This is a genomic window from Sphingobacterium haloxyli, assembly GCF_002980525.1.
Lineage (GTDB): Bacteria > Bacteroidota > Bacteroidia > Sphingobacteriales > Sphingobacteriaceae > Sphingobacterium > Sphingobacterium haloxyli.
Window position 1 is genome coordinate 87,509 of record NZ_PVBQ01000009.1, and the last position, 18,739, is coordinate 106,247.

An 18,739-nucleotide genomic window follows, 5' to 3' on the forward strand; every position below is an offset into this window, starting at 1 on the left:
AATTCATCAATTCAAATTATAGACGCTATGGAAAAACTAACAAAACGATTGAATAGGAAGTTGTGGATTATTCCACTTTCCTTACTGGCAGCATGTAGCTATAATCACGTGTATGCGGCAACACCACCGATTGCCTCGCCTGTGCAGATGAGTAAACCCGATCAAACACAGATTTCTGGGAAGGTCACGGATGCACGTTCGGGCGAGCCGGTTATTGGGGCGACGATTACAATTAAAGGAACGACCATCGCTACGCAAACCGATGAAAATGGCGATTTTTCGATAGAAGGATCAAAGGGGCAGGTGCTGACGGCCACATTTGTGGGTTACAGCCAAGCGGAGACCACGGTAGGTGATGACCCAATAAATATCCGTTTGGCTCCGGAAGGCGAAGTGTTGGAAGAGCTTGTTGTTGTGGGTTACGGTACGATGCGTAAATCGGACGTTACGGGTTCTATCTCGATGGTAAAAGGGGAGGATATGGTCAAAGCGCAGAACTTCAGCCCGCTGGAAAACCTGCGTGGTCAAGCTGCCGGCGTCAATATCTACTCCAACTCCAGCCAGCCAGGGGCTTATGCGAACCGGGTGGTTATCCGTGGCCAGGCGACGATCAACTCCTCGTCCAGCCCGCTTTATGTAGTGGATGGTGTGGTCATGGAAAACTTCCATTTGCTGAACCCAAATGATATAGACCACATTGAGGTGCTGAAAGACGCTTCCTCGGCGGCTATTTATGGTGCGCGTGGTGCGGGCGGTGTAATTTTGGTAACGACAAAACGCGGGACGAAAGACGGGCGAAAAACCGTGAGTTACCAAGGTTCGGCAGGTGTTAGTTCGCCGCAACGCTTTATGGGTGTGCTAAACGCGGAGGAGTGGATGCAGGCGTTTATAAAGGGCCTGGAGAACGAAAACCGCTGGCATGGCCACGATTGGTCGCTGGACAGAAGGGATTGGTTCGACGATCCGAACTATTTCGATGCGAATGGCAATCCCTTGTACGACACGGACTGGCAACGGGAAGCTACCCGTACGGTATTATCGCACAACCATCAGCTGAACATTCAGCAGGGGGACGAAACCTCATCTATGGGTGCTTTTCTGAACTATACTGACCAGCAAGGAATCGTCAACAATACGGATAATAAGCGTGTCAACGGCAAGCTGGCGTATGATACCAAGCCGAAAGACTGGTTATCGACCAGCATCAACCTAACGGCTAACCATACATGGGGTCGCTATACGCCGGAAGATGGCGGCGGACAGGACGCACGCCGTACCATGATTGAGATGATCCCCTGGTATCCAATATACGAACCGGGAGGAGGATATACGTCCGCAGCTTCCTCAACGGTATCCCAGGTACTGGGCTTCGAGGGGATGTCGAATCCTGTAGCCATTCTAGACTTGCAAAACCGGATGCGCTCCAATACGCAGATTTTCGGTAATGCAGCGCTGACCTTTCACCTAGCTGACGGACTGGATTTAAAAACGCAATTTGGTGTTGACAATCAAAAAGAAACATATAAGGGGTATTCCTCTATAACGCTGAATAACCTGTCCATGCCAAATGGTTGGGCGCAAATAGAGAATGCTGAAACGCTGTACTGGCAACAAGAGACATACTTGTCCTACAACAAGGATTTCGATAAGCACCGTATCAACGCGGTGGCGGGTTTGTCTTGGCAGGAACGTACTTGGGACTTCAATCGTTCACGTACCGAAGGTTTTACGAATGATTTTTTTCAATGGTACAATATGGGGGTAGGCAGTATTCCTGCGTCGCCGGAATCCAACTGGAATCAATGGGCGATGAACTCTTATTTCGTCCGAGGTGCGTATACATATAATGACCGGTATTCTGCTGTTTTTACCGCGCGTTACGACGGGTCGTCTAAATTCGGTGACAACAATAAGTACGCATTCTTCCCTTCCCTCGGTTTAGCGTGGAATGTATCCAATGAGGATTTCATGTCGGGTTACGAGTGGATCAGTAACTTAAAGCTGCGGAGCAGTTACGGTCTGACAGGAAACTCGGAGATCGACCCCTATACGACCCGAGCGAATGTCACCTCTGGCACGATTTTGATGAATGGCGGACGGGCTCCTTATGCGTACATCGGCACGATGGGGAATCCAGATTTACGTTGGGAAACAACAGCCACGTATGACGCGGGGATTGAGCTTGGTCTTTTTCAGAACCGCTTGAACTTTGATATTTCTTACTATACCCGTAGAACAACCGACCTGTTGTTAGGTCGCCCTTTGCCGGAGTCGACCGGTTTTTCGACCGTAATGGAGAATATTGGCTCTGTGCGCAACCAGGGGTGGGAGTTCTTAGTAACCGCTACGCCGGTGCAGAATGGAGATTTCTCGTGGAGCAGTACGTTGAACATGACGTATAACAAGAATGAGGTATTAGGACTGGGGGCAAACAATGAAGATATTTTGCTGAACAGCTGGGTGGGCGGACCAAACAGTATTATCCGTGTGGGCGAGAACCTCAACAGTTTCTATGGTTACCGTCGTTATGGTGTATATACGATAGCGGATTATGAGGCTGGGGATATAGAACAAAATATGATTGGCCGCCCGAAACGTTCCGCTACGCAGGAGATTTTGGGTAAGGGTGTTCCAGATTGGACAGGGAGCTTTATCAACAACTTTAATTATAAGCGCTTCGATTTGATGGTGGACTTGCAGTTTGTGTATGGGGTAGAAACCATGCAGCAGTTTTACCACTCTACATACGATCGCTTCGGTATTACCAATGGATTAAAGGAGATCTTGTATGGGGCATATGATGGCAGTAATCCGAATACGATGCAGCAGGCTGTTGTGTTGACAAACAGTGGACACGCGGGCCAAGACACAAATGTCGATTCCTCCTGGGTGGTTGATGGTTCGTACCTGCGATTCAACGTTATCCAACTGGGTTATACGTTCGAGTCGAGCCTAGCGAGGCGAATGGGCTTCTCCGCACTACGTATTTACGGGAGCGCGAACAACCCTTGGTTGATTACCTCTAAAGACTTCAAAGGGTATGATCCTGAAAGTACCTCGCAGGGGGATAACAACCAGTTCGGGCAGAACATGACGTTCTTCGCCTATCCGAGAGCGAAGACATTTACCTTTGGCGTAAACCTTACATTATAATAACAAACGAGATAAAGTTATGAGAACGAAAAATATAGTATTTGCTTTGATGTGTGCGGGCCTGTTCGGAACAAGCTCCTGTAGCAGTTTCCTGGAAGAAGGTCCTCGTGCACAGGTCACGTTGTCGGATTTTTACCAGAATGAAGCTCAAGCCTTGGAAAATGTGACGACCTTGTACCGTATGGGTGCACCTGTACGGTATGGCGTAGCAAGCTCAGCTTATATTGGGCCTACGGCATCGATAAATTCATTTTTAACAGGGTACTTTTCAAATGACTATGAAGGACAGGAGCTTATCTCTATGTACTCCAGGCAGTTGACCCGTCAGCAGAATATTCGTATTGTGTCCAATACAATGAATGGTATATGGGCAGACTCTTACCGTGCGATCAATGTGGCGAACGGAGCGATTAAACATATCCCGAATATCGGTATGCCGGAGAATACGCAACGACGCTTGGTCGCGGAGGCTAAATTCTTCAGAGCGTTTAATTATTTCTACTTGGTAAAGACCTTTGGCGCGATTCCTTTCCCTACGGAACCTTATGAGTCATTGGATAATGTCTTTTTGCCGCGGACACCGGAAGAGCAGATTTACGCATTGATGGAAGAAGACTTGCGGGAGGCGGTAGAGATCTTGCCGGATGCGCTTTTTACGAACAATGGATTCCGCGTGACGAGATATGTAGCAGCGATGGCGCTGGCCAATGTGTATTTGCAGCAAGGGAAATACGCCGACGCGGCAACTTCTATCCGGGAGGTAACCAATTCTGCGCATGCCTTAGCGCAGCACGATGATCTGGCGTTGGGCAGCGCGTATAATAAACTTCGTACAGAAGATAACCTGACTGAAGCCATTTATTCCTACGAATTTAACGAGACTATCAGCAACAGTGGCCGTTGGCCTGGTTACGCTTTCAGTTCGTCGGCAACTGCGGTTTTTGGTACATATGCCATCTTCGAGCGAGTTTTTGGACCTACAAACCGTTTTTTAAACGTGTATGAGGATGATGACTTACGCATTCAGCCGAATCAATTCTATCATTGGGAATACACGAATCCGGAAAATGGAAGGACATGGCGATCTGCCACTGCAGGTATCTGGTATTACCATGACGAAGAAGCTGTCTTAAGAACTGGTATAGGAACGAAAGATTGGAATATATACCGTTACGCAGAAGCGCTACTGATCGCCGCGGAAGCTATCGCGAAATCCGAAAGTGTCACGGCGGAGGCAGCGGGCTACCTGGCAGAGATTAAAGCCCGTGCTGATATGAATGGCAAAGATGTGGCGAGCTATATAACGGAACTGCAAAGGTTGTCTCCGGACGAATTTGTGAAAGAGGTGTGGAGAGAACGTTTAAGGGAATTGCCTCTTGAGTTCAAAATGTGGGACGATTGTCTTCGGACGAGGATGTTTCCTGTAGTTTCTGCTACGGAAAAGGGCACGGTTGATTTTGTTCCATTAATTGGTGCTCAGAGTGGATCGGGAGCCACTTTTAAAGAGTCAGATTTGCTGTGGCCCATATCGATGGATGAACTGCAACGTAATCCAGAATTGACGCCTACGGAAGGCTATCAATATTAATGGCAAGGACGCGCCCTTAAAAAGGGCGCTTTTTTATACTACTCGAGCGGGCAGGTTGGGCATGCACTTATCGTCTTGATTAAAGCACAGGGCAAATAAAAAGAATGTCAATAAAGTAAATAATATGAAGAAGCATTTATCAATACTACTAATAGTTTGCGCGTTCGTGGTGTCATCCTGCGCGGGGAAGAAAGAAGTGACGGAACAATTGTCGGATTATGTGAATCCCAACATCGGCTCCGTACACAGCAGGTGGTTTTTCTATACGCCAGGCGCTGTGCCGTTTGGAATGGCCAAACTGGGGCCGTCCACAAATGGTTCCTATGGAAATGCCAATGGTTGGGAAGCGGTTGGCTATGAGGACAACCATAATTCCATAGAAGGATTTGCTTGCTTCCATGAATTTCAGATCGGTGGCGTGATGCTGATGCCTATTGTAGGAGAGTTAAGAACTACGCCGGGTACGCTCGAAAATCCTGCCGAGGGCTATCGCTCCCCTTTTAAAAAAGAGAACGAGTATGCCACCGCTGGATTCTACCGTGTTTTGCTAGATAAATACGAAACCAACGTGGAGCTTACGGCGACCGACAGGGTTGGTTATCAGCGTTACACGTTTCCGCAGTCTGAAGAGTCTTATATCTTATTTGATATTGGAAATAAATTAGGCGAAAGCGGTGCGGTAAGTGATGCGTATATCAAAGTGGTTGACGAAACCACTATTGAAGGGTACGTTGTTACAAAACCTGAGTATGTCAAAAAGTATCAGCCGGATGCGACCGTTAACATGTATTTTTACGCCAAATTGAGCAGACCTTTCAACGATGTCAAGACTTTCCTGCGCGCAGATTCGGTTCGTTCGACAAGAGAAATAAAAGGAGTGGGGGCTTGTTTGGCTGTTCAATATGAGACAGCTGCTGATGAACAGATTACCGTACGGATTGGCCAATCGTATACCTCCATCGAAAATGCGAAACAGAATTATGAAAAGGAAGCTACCGATCGGAGCTTTGACGCGGTCAAAGAAGATGCTTCGCTCCGGTGGAATGATATGCTCGGGCGTGTAAAAGTCGAGGGTGGCCGTAAAGACGATAGAGTTAAGTTTTATACGGGACTGTATCACGCGTTGCTGGGGCGTGGCCTTGCTAACGATGTGAACGGTGCTTATCCGAAAAACGATGGTACGGTTGGGCTCCTTGAGCTAGACGAAGATAAACAGCCTGCCTTTAATTACTACAATACGGACGCCATTTGGGGCGGATACTGGAACCTTACCCAGCTATGGGCATTGGCCTATCCGGAATATTACTCCGATTGGGTGCAGAGCCAATTATTGGTATATAAAGAAACGGGCTGGCTGGGCGATGGTATTGCCAACAGCAAATATGTTTCTGGGGTAGGTACAAACTTCACTAGCCTGGCTGTTGCTGCTGCTTACAATTGTGGAATCCGTGATTTTGATTATCAGTTGGGATATGAGGCAGCGCTAAAGAATGAGATAGATGGTCAGAACCGCCCGGCTGGCGCTGGTAAACTGGATGTCGCGGCATTTGTGGAACGCGGCTATTGCCCTTATATTCCAAGTGACGACTATTTTATTACCAAGCAGGATGAAGGGTCGGTATTCGGCGCCTCCCACACCATGGAGTACTCGTTTAGTAGTTATGCCGTTGCACAATTCGCGAAGAACTTAAATAAAGAAGCGGATTATCAACGTCTTTCTAAAATGGCATCGAACTGGGAAAATCTCTTTGATACGGAAACCGAGCTTATTCGTCCGCGCACGCTGGAAGGAAATTTCTTGCCAGATTTTGATCCTATGGCCGCATGGGCAGGTTTTCAGGAGGGAAATGCTATTCAATACACATTTTATGTGCCGCACGAGCCCGGAAAATTGATTGACAAGGTGGGTAGCGATGTGTTTAATGATCGCCTCGATAGTATTTTTGTGCGCTCGCAGAAAAACACGTTTGGCGGCGGTAAAACGGTGGATGCTTTCGCGGGTGTACACGCACTTTATAATCACGGCAACCAACCAAACCTGCATGTATCGTGGCTGTTTAATTTTTCTGGAAAACCCTATTTAACCCAAAAATGGGTACGCACGATCTGTGATGAATTTTACGGTGTCGATGGGCTTCATGGTTATGGCTACGGTCAGGATGAGGACCAAGGACAATTAGGCGCATGGTATGTGATGGCTGGTATGGGGCTGTTTGATGTGAAGGGTTTAACACAGATCGATCCCCAGTTCCAGATTGGTAGCCCGATATTTGATCGTATCGAGGTCAAGCTGAATCAAGAATATTATAAAGGAGATAAATTTGTTATCGAAGTGGCGAATAATTCGCCGGAGAATATCTATGTGCAATCTTTAAGCAAAAACGGAACAGCACAGCAATCGGTATCCATCCCATTCGCGGATGTGGTAAATGGGGGTGTGCTGAAATTCCAGATGGGAAGCGAACCAAATATGGATTTACAGCAATAGATTTCGACCTTGCCCTCTTAGCCTTTAAGGACGCTTCTCCGTATAACGTGTAGAGACACCAACACGGTGTCTCTACTTTTTTATATAGAAAGTATACGCGGTATTGCACAAACCCCAATTAACCTTTGATGTCGCATACGAATATTTGAAGTATGTAGAAATTTGCTCTTTGCACTACACATTATTTTAAATATTCGAAGCGACGATTTTTTTTTGGTTCTTTTTTGAGGAAAAAAAGAACACAAATAACGCTATCTTTATAACCTATTTCAGATGAAGATATGCGGCAACGTAAGCGAATATTGTTTGTTATCAACCCAATTTCCGGAGGGAAAAAGAAGACAGCGTTCAACAAACAGGTGTTGGAAGTGCTTGATCTGGAGAAATTTGATCCGACGTTTAAAATTACCGATCACGCCAACCATGCGTTCGAACTGGGAAAGGCAGCGGTTGAGGAAGGGTATGATGCGGTTGTGGCTGTGGGGGGCGACGGTACGATTAACGAATTGGGTTCTGCGATCTTGGGAACCGACATGCCGTTGGGGATTATCCCCGAGGGCTCGGGAAACGGCTTAGCGCTTTACCTGGGGATTCCGCTCAACGAATCAGCAGCCATCCGCCGGATAAATCGGTTCGAGACGACAGAGGTCGATACAGGGGTCGTCAATGGACGACATTTCTTTAACATTGCTGGACTTGGTTTTGATGCTTCGGTGAGTGATCGTTTTGCGACGGATAGCATTAGAGGGCCGATCGGCTATTTGCGTTCGGCGATTAATGTGCTAAGCGATTTCCAACCCAGCATGTATACATTGCTGATCGATGGAGCAACATACAAGAAAGAAGCCTTTATGGTCAGCGTAGCCAATTCCCCTCAATATGGTAATAATGCGTATATTGCGCCTCAGGCATCGATCAATGATGGTTTGCTTGATGTATGTATCGTAAAAAAATTTCCACTGTATCTTTTTCCAAAAATGGTGTTTCATTTGTTCACAAAAAGTGCAGACCAGTCGGAATACGTGGAGATAATCCCGGGAAGGGACATCACTATTTTGCGGGACCAAAAAGGCCCTGTACATGTGGATGGAGAGCCTGTGGAAATGGGTAAAAAGTTGGAAATTACGATCAAACCGAAGTCATTGAAGGTTATTTGTTAGTAAAGAGCTGGTACAGTTCTCTCAAGAGGAAGATATGAAAAAGAAGAAGCAACGTTTTGAAGGCGTCGTCTACTCTACTGCAGACGACTTTGCGTATGTGGATCCGCAGGAAACGGAAGATCAAGAGACGTTACCTCCGGCTAAGCAAAAGCTAAAGGTACTATTGGACCGTAAAGCGCGGAAGGGAAAAGTTGTTACAATTGTACAAGGATTCGTTGGAAGCGCAATTGATTTGAACAACCTAGCGAAAAAGTTAAAACAGAAATGTGGTGTGGGTGGAGTGGCGAAAGACGGTGAAATTTTAATTCAAGGCGATTTTAAACAGAAGATTTTTGAATTACTCCAAGAGGATGGGTATGGTGTGAAAACGGTTGGAGGATAATGTTTTACACAGCAAAAGGCGGCAGAATTATGACGGAATCGTGATCGTAGACTTCAAAAATATGACAATAGGCTGATGCTGTTTTTATTCGAAAATAAGGTGTATAACCGTGAGTAAATACTTACTTATTTTTTTTTATTAATGATTTTTTAATTTGCATAAACCAAAAAAAATGGTTTTCATTGTAAAATATTAACGCAGTACGGGCGTTAAGTATTAATGTGAATCCGTATCGTTAATACATATTAGGAAGGACATGGAACCGCTGATGGTTTACTAATATGTGACGCATTGAAAGATGTATAAATTAATGTCAGGAAAATTTTATTTTTAACACAAAATAGTATATTTGTTTTGCTTTATAGCAGAATAAGTGCTTTTGAATTGCACAAATTGAATTAAACAGTTAAATATTAAACAACAGTAAAAATTAAAAATTAGTAAAATGGCAAACGCACCAAAAACTAGTACTCCTGCTAAAAAACAAGAAAGCGGAAATTCAGGTAATCTATTTGCGAGCTTAGCAATCATCATTTGTTTTGCTGTCGGAATTGTTGTGTATAAATTTGTATTGGGTGATCCATCGAACTTTATCGATAACAATCCGGAAAACCAACCACTCCCTGGGAACTATATGGGGATGATGTACCATGGTGGACCAGTGATTCCTGTCCTATTGTCTTTATTTATGATGGTTTTCGTGTTCGCAGTAGAACGTTTTATTGTAATTGGTAGAGCATCGGGTACCGGTAATGTAGGCAACTTTGTGAGAAAAGTACAGTCCTTAATCAACGGCGGTGGTATCGATTCGGCAATCGTTGAATGTGATAAGCAAAAAGGGTCAGTAGCAAACGTAGTAAAAGCAGGTCTATTGAAATACAAAGACGTATCGGCAAATCCGGGTTTAGACTCAGAAAAATCTGCTATAGCAATTCAAAAAGAAATCGAAGAGACGACGGCGTTGGAAATGCCAATGTTGGAGAAAAACTTGAATGTATTAGCTACCTTGGTTTCTATCGGTACATTGACCGGTCTATTGGGTACAGTAACAGGTATGATTAGAGCATTCGCGGCTTTGGCAACAGGTGGTGCACCAGATTCTGCACAGTTGGCTAACGGTATCTCTGAAGCCTTGATGTGTACAGCAACTGGTATCGCGACTTCGACTTTCGCTATTGTATTCTATAATATGTTGACGGCAAAAATAGACAAGTTGACTTATTCTATCGATGAGGCTGGTTTCTCTATCGTACAAACGTACGCAGCAAACCACAAATAAGAGAAGGGTACTTTTTACAAATTCTTTTATGGAATTTGTGAAAGACATGCATCATAGAGATAAAGGAATAAGGATTGTTAATTAAAAGAAGTAAAGATAATGGGTAAAGCAAAAGTAAAAAGAGCCAGTACCTCCATCGACATGACGGCGATGTGTGATGTATCGTTCTTGCTTCTTACATTCTTCGTATTAACGGCAACGGCGCGTCAACCTGAGGTATTAGTGGTAGATACACCGCAGTCGACAAGTCCAGAAAAATTGCCCGACGATGGTTTAGGTATCATTTCGGTGTCAAACGGAAAAATATTCTTCAGCGTTAAGAACCCTAACGTACGGGAACTTACGCTAAGAAACATTTCGCAAAAGTACAATGTGAACTTTTCCGCAGAGGAATATGAGAAATTTAGGCAGTTGGATGAGTTTGGTGTTCCTGTCAATAATCTAAGACAGCTGCTTTCATTGCCGAACGAGCAACGTACAGAAAACATTCAGCCGGGTATTCCTGTAGATAGTACAGAGACAAACTCGAACGAACTGTACGCTTGGGTGCAGGAAGCGCGTAGGGCAACTATTGAGTTCAACCGATCACGCGAGGGAGAAAAAGGATATGTGGATCCAGGTCCGATGAAGGTAGCAATAAAGGCGGATGCCGAAGAGAAGTATCCAACGATCAATTTGATTATTGAAACGCTACGGAATCAGAAACAGAACAAATTTAGTTTTGTAACGGGCTTGAGAAGGGAGAATTAAACGCATAAATGAGAAGAAAATGGCAGAATTAAATCAAGATGGTGGTAAGGACAAAGGTGGCAAAGTAAGAGCCAAGAAAGCCGGTGGTAAGGTCGATCTGACCGCCATGGTGGACTTAGCATTCTTATTGATTACCTTCTTCATGCTTACCACGTCACTAAATACCCCACAGGCTATGGACGTGGCGATGCCGGATAAGAATAAGATGGATCAAACCGATAATCTGGAAATTGCTGATAATCGTTCCATCACGCTTTTGCTGGGATCGGATGATAAAATCTCCTGGTATTATGGTCAATTGGCGAAACCTATCTATCCTCCAACAACGATAGATTATGGTAGTGAGGGGATTCGTCAGGTGTTGCTCAGAATGCAGAAAGAGGTTCCTCAGCGTGCCGGAGGTAAGGATTTGATTGTCGTAATCAGACCTAGCGAAAAATCTGTGCAGCGTAATTTGGTCGATATTTTAGACGAGATGCGTATCGTAGATGTAAAGCGCTACATGATTTCAAAAATCAATAGTGACGAAATAGAAGTGTTGAAAAGCGAGGGTCTTTTTAACGATTAATCGCATAATTTAAGTAAAATATGTTTGGTTCTAAATTAGATATATTCAAAAAAGAATGGCTTGAGGTCGTTTTTGAGAATAGAAATAAAGAGTATGGCGCCTATGACTTACGTAAGTTTGCCCCAAGAGCAACCAACGTTGCGCTATTCTCGATTGTCTCAATCGTTCTTGTTTTGAGTGCTCCAAAAATGTTTAACATTAAGGTGTTTCCAGACAAACCAGTCGAAGAAGCTCCCGTGATAACGGAGGTAACGCTGGAAGACTTAGAAATACCGGAGCCAGAAGAAGAGGAAGAAGAACCACTTCCACAGGAGGAAGAACCAGTGCAAAGGATAGCACAGGAACCGCCGGCAGAGGACTTGGTGCGTTTTCCGGAGCCTAAGGTGGTGCCTGAAAGCCAGGTAAAAGAGGAAGTGGTATCGCAAGAGGAAATTAAGAAAGAAAATAAAACGCCGGCACGTATCACCCTGAAAGGTACAAAAGGTGCATCAGGCGTACCTACCGGAGAGTTTGGCCCGAAGAAAGTAGAGGGACAGATAACAGGTAGTGCGACTGGAGATCCAGATGGTGGTGCAGACAAAATCTTTACTGCGGTAGAGGTGAATCCGGAACCACACGGCGGCTTAAATGCCTTCCGTGAGTGGGTGGGACGTAACTATAGCTACCCGCAGGGTGCTATTGATGCAGGTGTTAAAGGTCAAGTTGTTGTTTCTTTCGTAGTAGAGCGTGACGGTAGCTTAACAGATATCAAAGTTGTAAAAGACTTGTCGTATGGTACGGGAACAGCTGCGGTAAATGTGTTGAAGAAAGCGAAACCTTGGAAGCCGGGTATTCAGAACGGTCGTCCGGTACGTGTTGCTTACACATTGCCTATTACGTTGAACCTTCAACAATAAATATGAGTGGTTTGCGTAACAACACGAGTAAATTTAAACAGAAATCGCCAACAAAGCGATTTCTGTCTATTTTGGGGTTGGCGATGTTTGCCTTCTATTTTATTTTAGGCATCTTAGTTATCTTTTGGGATAATTTTCCCTTGGATATCGATCCTACGTATAAGAATATGTTTGGCATCCTGCTCATTGTTTATTCTTTTCTGCGCTTTGCTCGTTTGTGGCAGAATAATTTTTAATACGTATTAGATAGGGGGCGATCAAAGAAATGAAGAAAGTAATTAAGATAAGCATGTTGGCCATCCTGCTACTGAGCATGGCGGGTTGTGGTGGCTGTTCACGGACGGAGAAGAAGGGCGCTTCAACTGGTGACAGCTCGGTGGCAAAAGAAGTAGCCCCAAAGGAGGACGTCTTGGTGGGTGTGCTGAATGTTGCGGTAGATGAAACAGCCTATCCAATCTTGAAAGAGCAGGAAGATGTTTTTTTGGCGGCGTATCCCAATGCCAGGTTGAACCTCATTATGAAGCCGGAGTTATTGGCTATCCGGGAGTTGTTGTCCAATGAGGCTGGAGTGGCCGTGTTAGCAAGGGAATTGAATGAAACGGAGAATGATTATTTCAAAAAACGTTCGATTACCCCACGGAAGTTTCCTGTGTGGACGGACGCAATTGTCGTCGTCAATAATACTAAACTTGCAGATACGACCGTTACTATTGAATATTTGGTGAATGCTATGAAGGGTGAAAGTGTGGACCAGAAAAAGATTGTTTTCGATAATCTTAATTCGAGTACGTTTAGGCATCTGAAGGACTTGGGTAAATTGGAAAAAGTTGCATCAAATTACGTGGAGGCACAAGATGGCAGTAAAGAAGTGCTCGAAGCGGTGGCGAATGATCCGGACAAAATTGGGATTTTGGGGTATAACGTATACTTAGATTTGATTTCCTCGTTTCCAGATAAGAATAATATTCGTATCTTGAGCGTGCAGAATACGGTGGGAGAGACGGCTGACAATAAATATTATAAGCCTAATCAATCCACTATTGCCGCGGAGCAGTATCCGTTGCGTCGTACATTTTACGTGCAGAATTATCAGCCTAACTTAGGATTGGGTATAGGGTTTTCTGCGTTTTTGACTGGTGATCGAGGTCAACGTATCGTATTGAAATCGGGTTTGGTACCTGCAACAATGCCGGGACGCGACATTATTATAAGGGATGATATTTCTCTTTAGATGACGCATGATGCGTGGCAAGAATGTTCATTAATTAAACATTTGGACAGATAGGATGTCAAATAGAGACGAGAGCGAAGTACAAAAAATCGTATAATTCATTTAGATTTGCGATAATTCGTGTTAAATTCGTGGGTAATTAGTTAAAAAGGAAAAAATAGAACACAAATAGATTATGACAAAAAGCAAATTATTTTTAAGTCTTCTATTGGCGGGTACAATAGGGTCTGTAAGTGCACAGAGCTTAAAGGATGCTAAGACGGCTATAGCTGAAGAGAAATATGATGAAGCGAAAAGTATGCTTCAGAATTTGGTAGAGAAGAAAGCGAAAGATGGAGAGAACTGGTTTTATCTTGGGCAAATCCATTTAATCAATGATAAAATTGATTCTGCTGCGTATGTGTTTAACCAAGGGGTAACGAATGCGCCAAAGGAAAAACTGAATAACGTAGGACTCGGTATTGTTGATCTAATGAAGGGCGACAAGACGGCGGCTGAAACGAAATTTTCAACAGCTGTTTCGGATTTGAAACGTAAGGAATATCTGCCTTTGCTTTATATCGGGCAGGCCTATATCAAAGCACCAGAGCCTGATTATACGAAAGCAATAGAATACCTAACGCAAGCAAAGGAAAAGAATGATAAGGATCCGGAGATATTGATCGCCTTAGGTGATGCGTATTCGGGTATGGGCGAGAGCAGCCAGGCTTTTGTAAATTATCGCGATGCGGAGTATATGGATCCTAGCTTATTGGCGCCAAAGATTGGACAAGCGTTGATTTCGAGAAGGGCGCAAGCATACGATGTAGTTGTCGAATCATTGACGAAGCTGTCCAGCGAGAACCCGGATTATGCACCACTTTATCGTGAGCTGGCGGAGACGTATTACTTATCTTCATTGAAAGCTCCAGAAGACGACTATCGGGAGATCAACCAAAAAGCATTGGAGTATTATCAAAAATACCTAAGCTTGACGGGAGATGCGTCTGTTGAGGCAAAAACGCGTTATGCTGACTTCTTGGTGTATTCTGGTAACTACGCGGAGTTGAAGACCGTTGCGGAAGAATTATCGGCTATGCCAGGAGTAGATGCAAAAGTTTACCGTTATCTAGGGTATATCGCTTATAACCAAGATAAAGATTATGCGAAAGCTGCAGAGAACATGAACATCTTGTTCGAAAAAGTACAGCCGGAGCGTTTGATCCCACGTGACTACCTTTATGCAGGTTTGGCTAATCTAAGTGCAGGCGATGCAGAAAAAGGTGAAGCGTTGTTGAAACAAGCGGTGGAGAAACAAACAGAAGAGGATAACTTGGAAACGGAAATTGCAGAGACTGCGTTTCAAAAGTATCAAGATGGTGAGGTCGAAGAAGCCGTTAAGATTTTCCGTTTACCAGCGGCAAATCCGGAGTCTGATTATTATTTCGATGCAAACTATTTCGTCGGTTTAGGCCAGTATACAAAAGGGTCGAGATTGGTGTCGCCAGCAGAAGGTGAAGAAATAACACCAGAGCTTGGTGCGCAGAAAATTGCAGCAGCAAAACCTACCCTTGATGAAGCGATCAAATCGTTTACGACAGTTATCGGAACGGAAAAAGAGGACGTAAAAAAGAAATACTTGGTGAACTCTCTGTATTACAAGGGTTTATCTGAGCTTGCGTTGGACGGGGTAATGTATGATCCCGAAAATGCGAAGGGGCTATTTGTAGATTCTTTCACGAGATTATTGCAGGAGATTCAGAATACAGACTTGCCTGAAACCACAGTAACTTCTTATACTGTTGATGCAAATAACTACTTAGGTTACTACTTTTATTTAAAAGGAGAAACGGAAAAAGCGAAAGCGCATTTTCAGGAAACGATCAAGGTTAGCCCAGAAGATGAGTTCGCCGGACAATTCGTTGATCAACTGTAATTTAGAATGGAAATAAATAAAAAGGGGCTTTACGGAGCCCCTTTTTTTATTTGGAAAAAATGATATATTTGTTAGAGAGAACAAATTAGTGAACTATTATGGAAAGTGTAAACTTAGAGAGCACTTCAGTAGATTATATACCTATCCTGATACAACTAGGGGTGGCTGTGGCATTTGGTGTTTTAACTATTATTGGTACGCACTTAATTGGTCCAAAAGTTCGTACGGAGAACAAATTGGGGGCATTTGAGTCGGGCGTCGAGGTGATTGGTAACGCACGGCAACCTTTTTCGGTGAAGTATTTTATGGCTGCCATTTTGTTCGTTATTTTCGACGTGGAGGTTATATTTATGTACCCTTGGGCGGTCAACTTTAGAGAAATGGGTATGGATGGGTTATGGAAAATGGGGATTTTCTTGAGTATAGTCGTTCTCGGCTTAATCTATGAAGTGAAACGCGGTGCGTTGGATTGGGATTAGTGTTTGGTAATTTAAAAAACGATAGCCATGAGTAAAGTGACATTGGCAGAGGCGCCTCCGGGTATAGAAGGAGCGGGTTTTTTTGCAACATCTTTAGATAAAGTGATTGGTTTGGCTAGGGCTAACTCGCTGTGGCCGCTTCCATTTGCCACGTCGTGTTGTGGAATTGAGTTTATGGCGACTATGGGATCTACGTACGATTTGGCCCGTTTCGGTGCTGAGCGCCCAAGTTTCTCGCCACGGCAGGCTGATATGCTGTTGGTGATGGGTACGATAGCCAAAAAGATGGCGCCTGTATTAAAGCAAGTATATACGCAAATGGCGGAGCCCCGGTGGGTGATAGCTGTCGGCGCCTGTGCCTCGAGTGGTGGAATTTTTGACACCTATTCGGTGCTGCAGGGTATCGACGAGATTATTCCGGTGGATGTATATGTTCCCGGCTGTCCGCCACGCCCTGAAGCGATATTGGACGGGGTGCTGAAATTGCAGGAAATCGTGCGGAATGAATCGTTAAACCGCCGGAATACGCCGGAGTATAAGGCATTGTTGGAGAAATATGGAATAGCGACAGACAATGGATAAACTGGATAATCAAATCGTTATAAAGCATCTGCAGGATAAGTTTGGAGAGCAGGTACGGGTAATTGCGGAGCCGCATGGTTTATTGACAGTGGCGACGGAAGCAGAGACTATCCTGGATTTACTTGCTTTTGTAAAGGATGACGCGCACTTACGTTTCAATTATTTGACGGATATTACGGGCGTGCATTATCCAAATGAAGACCGAGATTTTTGTGTGGTATATCATGTGCATAACCTGTTGCAAAACCTACGTCTGCGGGTAAAGGTATTTATTAGTGGGCCTACACCGGTGATTCCTTCGGCTACCCCCATATGGCACGGGGCCAATTGGATGGAACGCGAAACTTTCGATTTTTTCGGGATAGTGTTCGATGGACATCCCGACTTGAGACGGATCCTGAATATGGATGAATTAGAAGTGTTTCCGATGCGCAAGGAATATCCGCTCGAGGATCCGAATCGGGTAGATAAAAAAGATTTTTATTTTGGACGTTAAACCCTACAGGAGAGTAAGATGAGTAAACCGATAACCAAGATAACACCGGATGCAGCCGTATTCTTTGACAACGATCCACAGGATGAGTTTATCACCCTCAATATAGGACCCACACATCCAGCTACGCACGGGGTGTTCCAAAACGTGGTACAGATCGATGGCGAACGCATTATGAGCGGTGTCTCTACAATAGGTTATATACACCGGGCTTTTGAGAAAATTGCGGAGCACCGGCCTTTTTACCAGATAACACCGCTGACGGATAGGTTGAACTATTGTTCGGCCCCAATAAATAATATGGGGTGGCACATGACGGTAGAGAAGTTGCTGGACATTGAGCTGCCGAAGCGCGTGCAATACATGCGGGTTATCGTGATGGAATTGGCGCGTATCTCGGACCATATCATTTGTAACGGAATTTTAGGAGTGGATACGGGGGCTTTTTCCGGGTTTCTCTACCTGATGCAGGAGCGGGAATTTATATACGAGATTTATGAAGAGATATGTGGATCGCGCTTAACCACTAATATCGGACGTGTCGGCGGTTTCGAACGTGATTTTAACGAGATTGCGTTCCGTAAGATAGAAGAGTTTATCAAACGTTTCCCACCTGTGCTCAAAGAATTCGAAAACTTATTTGTCCGTAATCGGATATTTATTGAGCGTACCTCGGGAGTAGCGGCGGTTACACCGGAAGATGCCTTGAGCTACAGCTGGTCGGGCCCGATTCTTCGTGCGACGGGAGTGGATTACGATGTGCGTGCCACAGCGCCGTATTCTTCCTATGAGGAATTTGATTTTGATGTTCCTGTAGGCACAAACGGTGATGTATACGATCGCTTTATGGTACGCAATGATGAAATGTGGCAATCGCTACGTATCATCGAGCAGGCGCTGGAAAAGATTAAGAAAGAACCGATAGGTGTATTCCACGCCGACGTGCCCGATTTTTACTTGCCTCCGAAGGAGCAGGTATATACCAATATGGAAGCGCTTATTTATCACTTTAAGATCGTCATGGGTGAATGGGAAACGCCAAAATCTGAGGTATATCACGCGGTGGAAGGTGCAAATGGCGAATTGGGATTCTATCTCATCCATGATGGAGGCCGAGCGCCTTATCGTTTACACTTTAGGAGACCATCGTTTATTAATTACCAGATGTTTGCTCCTATGAGTAGTGGGATGCTGATTTCTGACGCGATTATCAATATGAGTAGTTTAAACGTTATTGCAGGAGAATTAGATGCTTAGTGTTAAAGAAAATACGACGGTGGAATTTAGTCTAACTTTGCTGGACAAGTTTGCGGAAACAGTAGCGCGCTATCCAGAAGGCAGACAGAAATCAGCACTTTTACCTATTTTACACTTGGTGCAGGCCGAATACGGTTGGCTGAGTGTGGATGCGATGGACAAGGTTGCCGCTTATTTGGACATACGCCCAATTGAGGTGTATGAGGTTGCTTCTTTTTATACGATGTTTTTTCTGCAACCTAAGGGTAAATATGTTTTGGAAATTTGCCGTACAGGCCCTTGTTGTTTGGTGGGAGCTGAACGTATGATGCAACATATAGAAGATAAGCTGGGCGTTAAAGAGGGGGAGGTGACGGCGGATGGCCTATTTTCTTGGCGTGGCGTAGAGTGTCTTGCGGCTTGTGGTTATGCTCCTGTGTTACAGATCGGCCCCGAATACACGTTTTATGAAAACCTGACAGAGGAGAAAGTGGACCAGTTGGTTGATGAATTGAAGCAAAAAGCACAAACAAAATAGG

General features: G+C 44.6%; 17 protein-coding genes. All 17 read left to right on the plus strand.

The window, feature by feature from the left end:
- Positions 1-27 precede the first annotated feature (27 nt).
- The 17 genes from C5745_RS12775 to C5745_RS12855 all read left to right on the plus strand — a co-directional run bounded on the left by C5745_RS12775 (position 28) and on the right by C5745_RS12855 (position 18,738).
- Complete coding sequence (locus tag C5745_RS12775; RefSeq protein ID WP_105717401.1) at positions 28-3,153, plus strand: SusC/RagA family TonB-linked outer membrane protein; 3,126 nt, start codon at positions 28-30, stop codon at positions 3,151-3,153.
- Between the two features lie 19 nt (positions 3,154-3,172).
- Positions 3,173-4,741, plus strand: a complete 1,569-nt coding sequence (locus tag C5745_RS12780) for a RagB/SusD family nutrient uptake outer membrane protein (RefSeq protein WP_105717402.1) — start codon at positions 3,173-3,175, stop codon at positions 4,739-4,741.
- A gap of 124 nt (positions 4,742-4,865) precedes the next feature.
- Complete coding sequence (locus tag C5745_RS12785) at positions 4,866-7,229, plus strand: GH92 family glycosyl hydrolase (protein ID WP_105717403.1); 2,364 nt, start codon at positions 4,866-4,868, stop codon at positions 7,227-7,229.
- Positions 7,230-7,510: 281 nt separating this feature from the next.
- Entirely contained in the window at positions 7,511-8,389 is an 879-nt protein-coding gene (locus C5745_RS12790; RefSeq protein ID WP_105717404.1) for a diacylglycerol/lipid kinase family protein, read from the plus strand.
- A 34-nt stretch (positions 8,390-8,423) separates the two neighbouring features.
- Positions 8,424-8,771, plus strand: coding sequence for a translation initiation factor (locus C5745_RS12795; RefSeq protein ID WP_105717405.1), 348 nt, complete (start codon positions 8,424-8,426; stop codon positions 8,769-8,771).
- A gap of 445 nt (positions 8,772-9,216) precedes the next feature.
- A complete protein-coding gene (locus C5745_RS12800; RefSeq protein WP_105717406.1) occupies positions 9,217-10,050 on the plus strand; it encodes a MotA/TolQ/ExbB proton channel family protein in 834 nt (277 codons plus the stop codon).
- A gap of 99 nt (positions 10,051-10,149) precedes the next feature.
- Positions 10,150-10,800 (plus strand): ExbD/TolR family protein, encoded by a 651-nt coding sequence (locus C5745_RS12805; protein ID WP_105717407.1) that lies wholly within the window; start codon positions 10,150-10,152, stop codon positions 10,798-10,800.
- A 19-nt stretch (positions 10,801-10,819) separates the two neighbouring features.
- Complete coding sequence (locus C5745_RS12810) at positions 10,820-11,368, plus strand: ExbD/TolR family protein (protein ID WP_105717408.1); 549 nt, start codon at positions 10,820-10,822, stop codon at positions 11,366-11,368.
- 20 nt (positions 11,369-11,388) lie between these two features.
- Positions 11,389-12,264 (plus strand): energy transducer TonB, encoded by an 876-nt coding sequence (locus tag C5745_RS12815; protein WP_105717409.1) that lies wholly within the window; start codon positions 11,389-11,391, stop codon positions 12,262-12,264.
- Positions 12,265-12,266: 2 nt separating this feature from the next.
- Positions 12,267-12,500, plus strand: coding sequence for a hypothetical protein (locus C5745_RS12820; RefSeq protein ID WP_105717410.1), 234 nt, complete (start codon positions 12,267-12,269; stop codon positions 12,498-12,500).
- A gap of 29 nt (positions 12,501-12,529) precedes the next feature.
- Positions 12,530-13,495: a PstS family phosphate ABC transporter substrate-binding protein gene (locus C5745_RS12825; protein WP_105717411.1), complete on the plus strand. Its 966-nt coding sequence runs from the start codon at positions 12,530-12,532 to the stop codon at positions 13,493-13,495.
- Between the two features lie 175 nt (positions 13,496-13,670).
- Positions 13,671-15,410, plus strand: a complete 1,740-nt coding sequence (locus C5745_RS12830) for a tetratricopeptide repeat protein (RefSeq protein ID WP_105717412.1) — start codon at positions 13,671-13,673, stop codon at positions 15,408-15,410.
- Between the two features lie 98 nt (positions 15,411-15,508).
- Positions 15,509-15,889, plus strand: a complete 381-nt coding sequence (locus C5745_RS12835) for an NADH-quinone oxidoreductase subunit A (protein WP_105717413.1) — start codon at positions 15,509-15,511, stop codon at positions 15,887-15,889.
- A 27-nt stretch (positions 15,890-15,916) separates the two neighbouring features.
- Entirely contained in the window at positions 15,917-16,471 is a 555-nt protein-coding gene (locus tag C5745_RS12840; protein WP_105717414.1) for an NADH-quinone oxidoreductase subunit B, read from the plus strand.
- Positions 16,464-16,967 (plus strand): NADH-quinone oxidoreductase subunit C, encoded by a 504-nt coding sequence (locus C5745_RS12845; RefSeq protein ID WP_105717415.1) that lies wholly within the window; start codon positions 16,464-16,466, stop codon positions 16,965-16,967. The genes C5745_RS12840 and C5745_RS12845 overlap by 8 nt, the downstream gene beginning before the upstream one ends.
- Before the next feature lie 18 nt (positions 16,968-16,985).
- Positions 16,986-18,221 (plus strand): NADH-quinone oxidoreductase subunit D, encoded by a 1,236-nt coding sequence (locus C5745_RS12850; RefSeq protein ID WP_105717416.1) that lies wholly within the window; start codon positions 16,986-16,988, stop codon positions 18,219-18,221.
- Positions 18,214-18,738, plus strand: coding sequence for an NADH-quinone oxidoreductase subunit NuoE family protein (locus C5745_RS12855; RefSeq protein ID WP_105717417.1), 525 nt, complete (start codon positions 18,214-18,216; stop codon positions 18,736-18,738). The genes C5745_RS12850 and C5745_RS12855 overlap by 8 nt, the downstream gene beginning before the upstream one ends.
- Position 18,739: the final 1 nt, after the last annotated feature.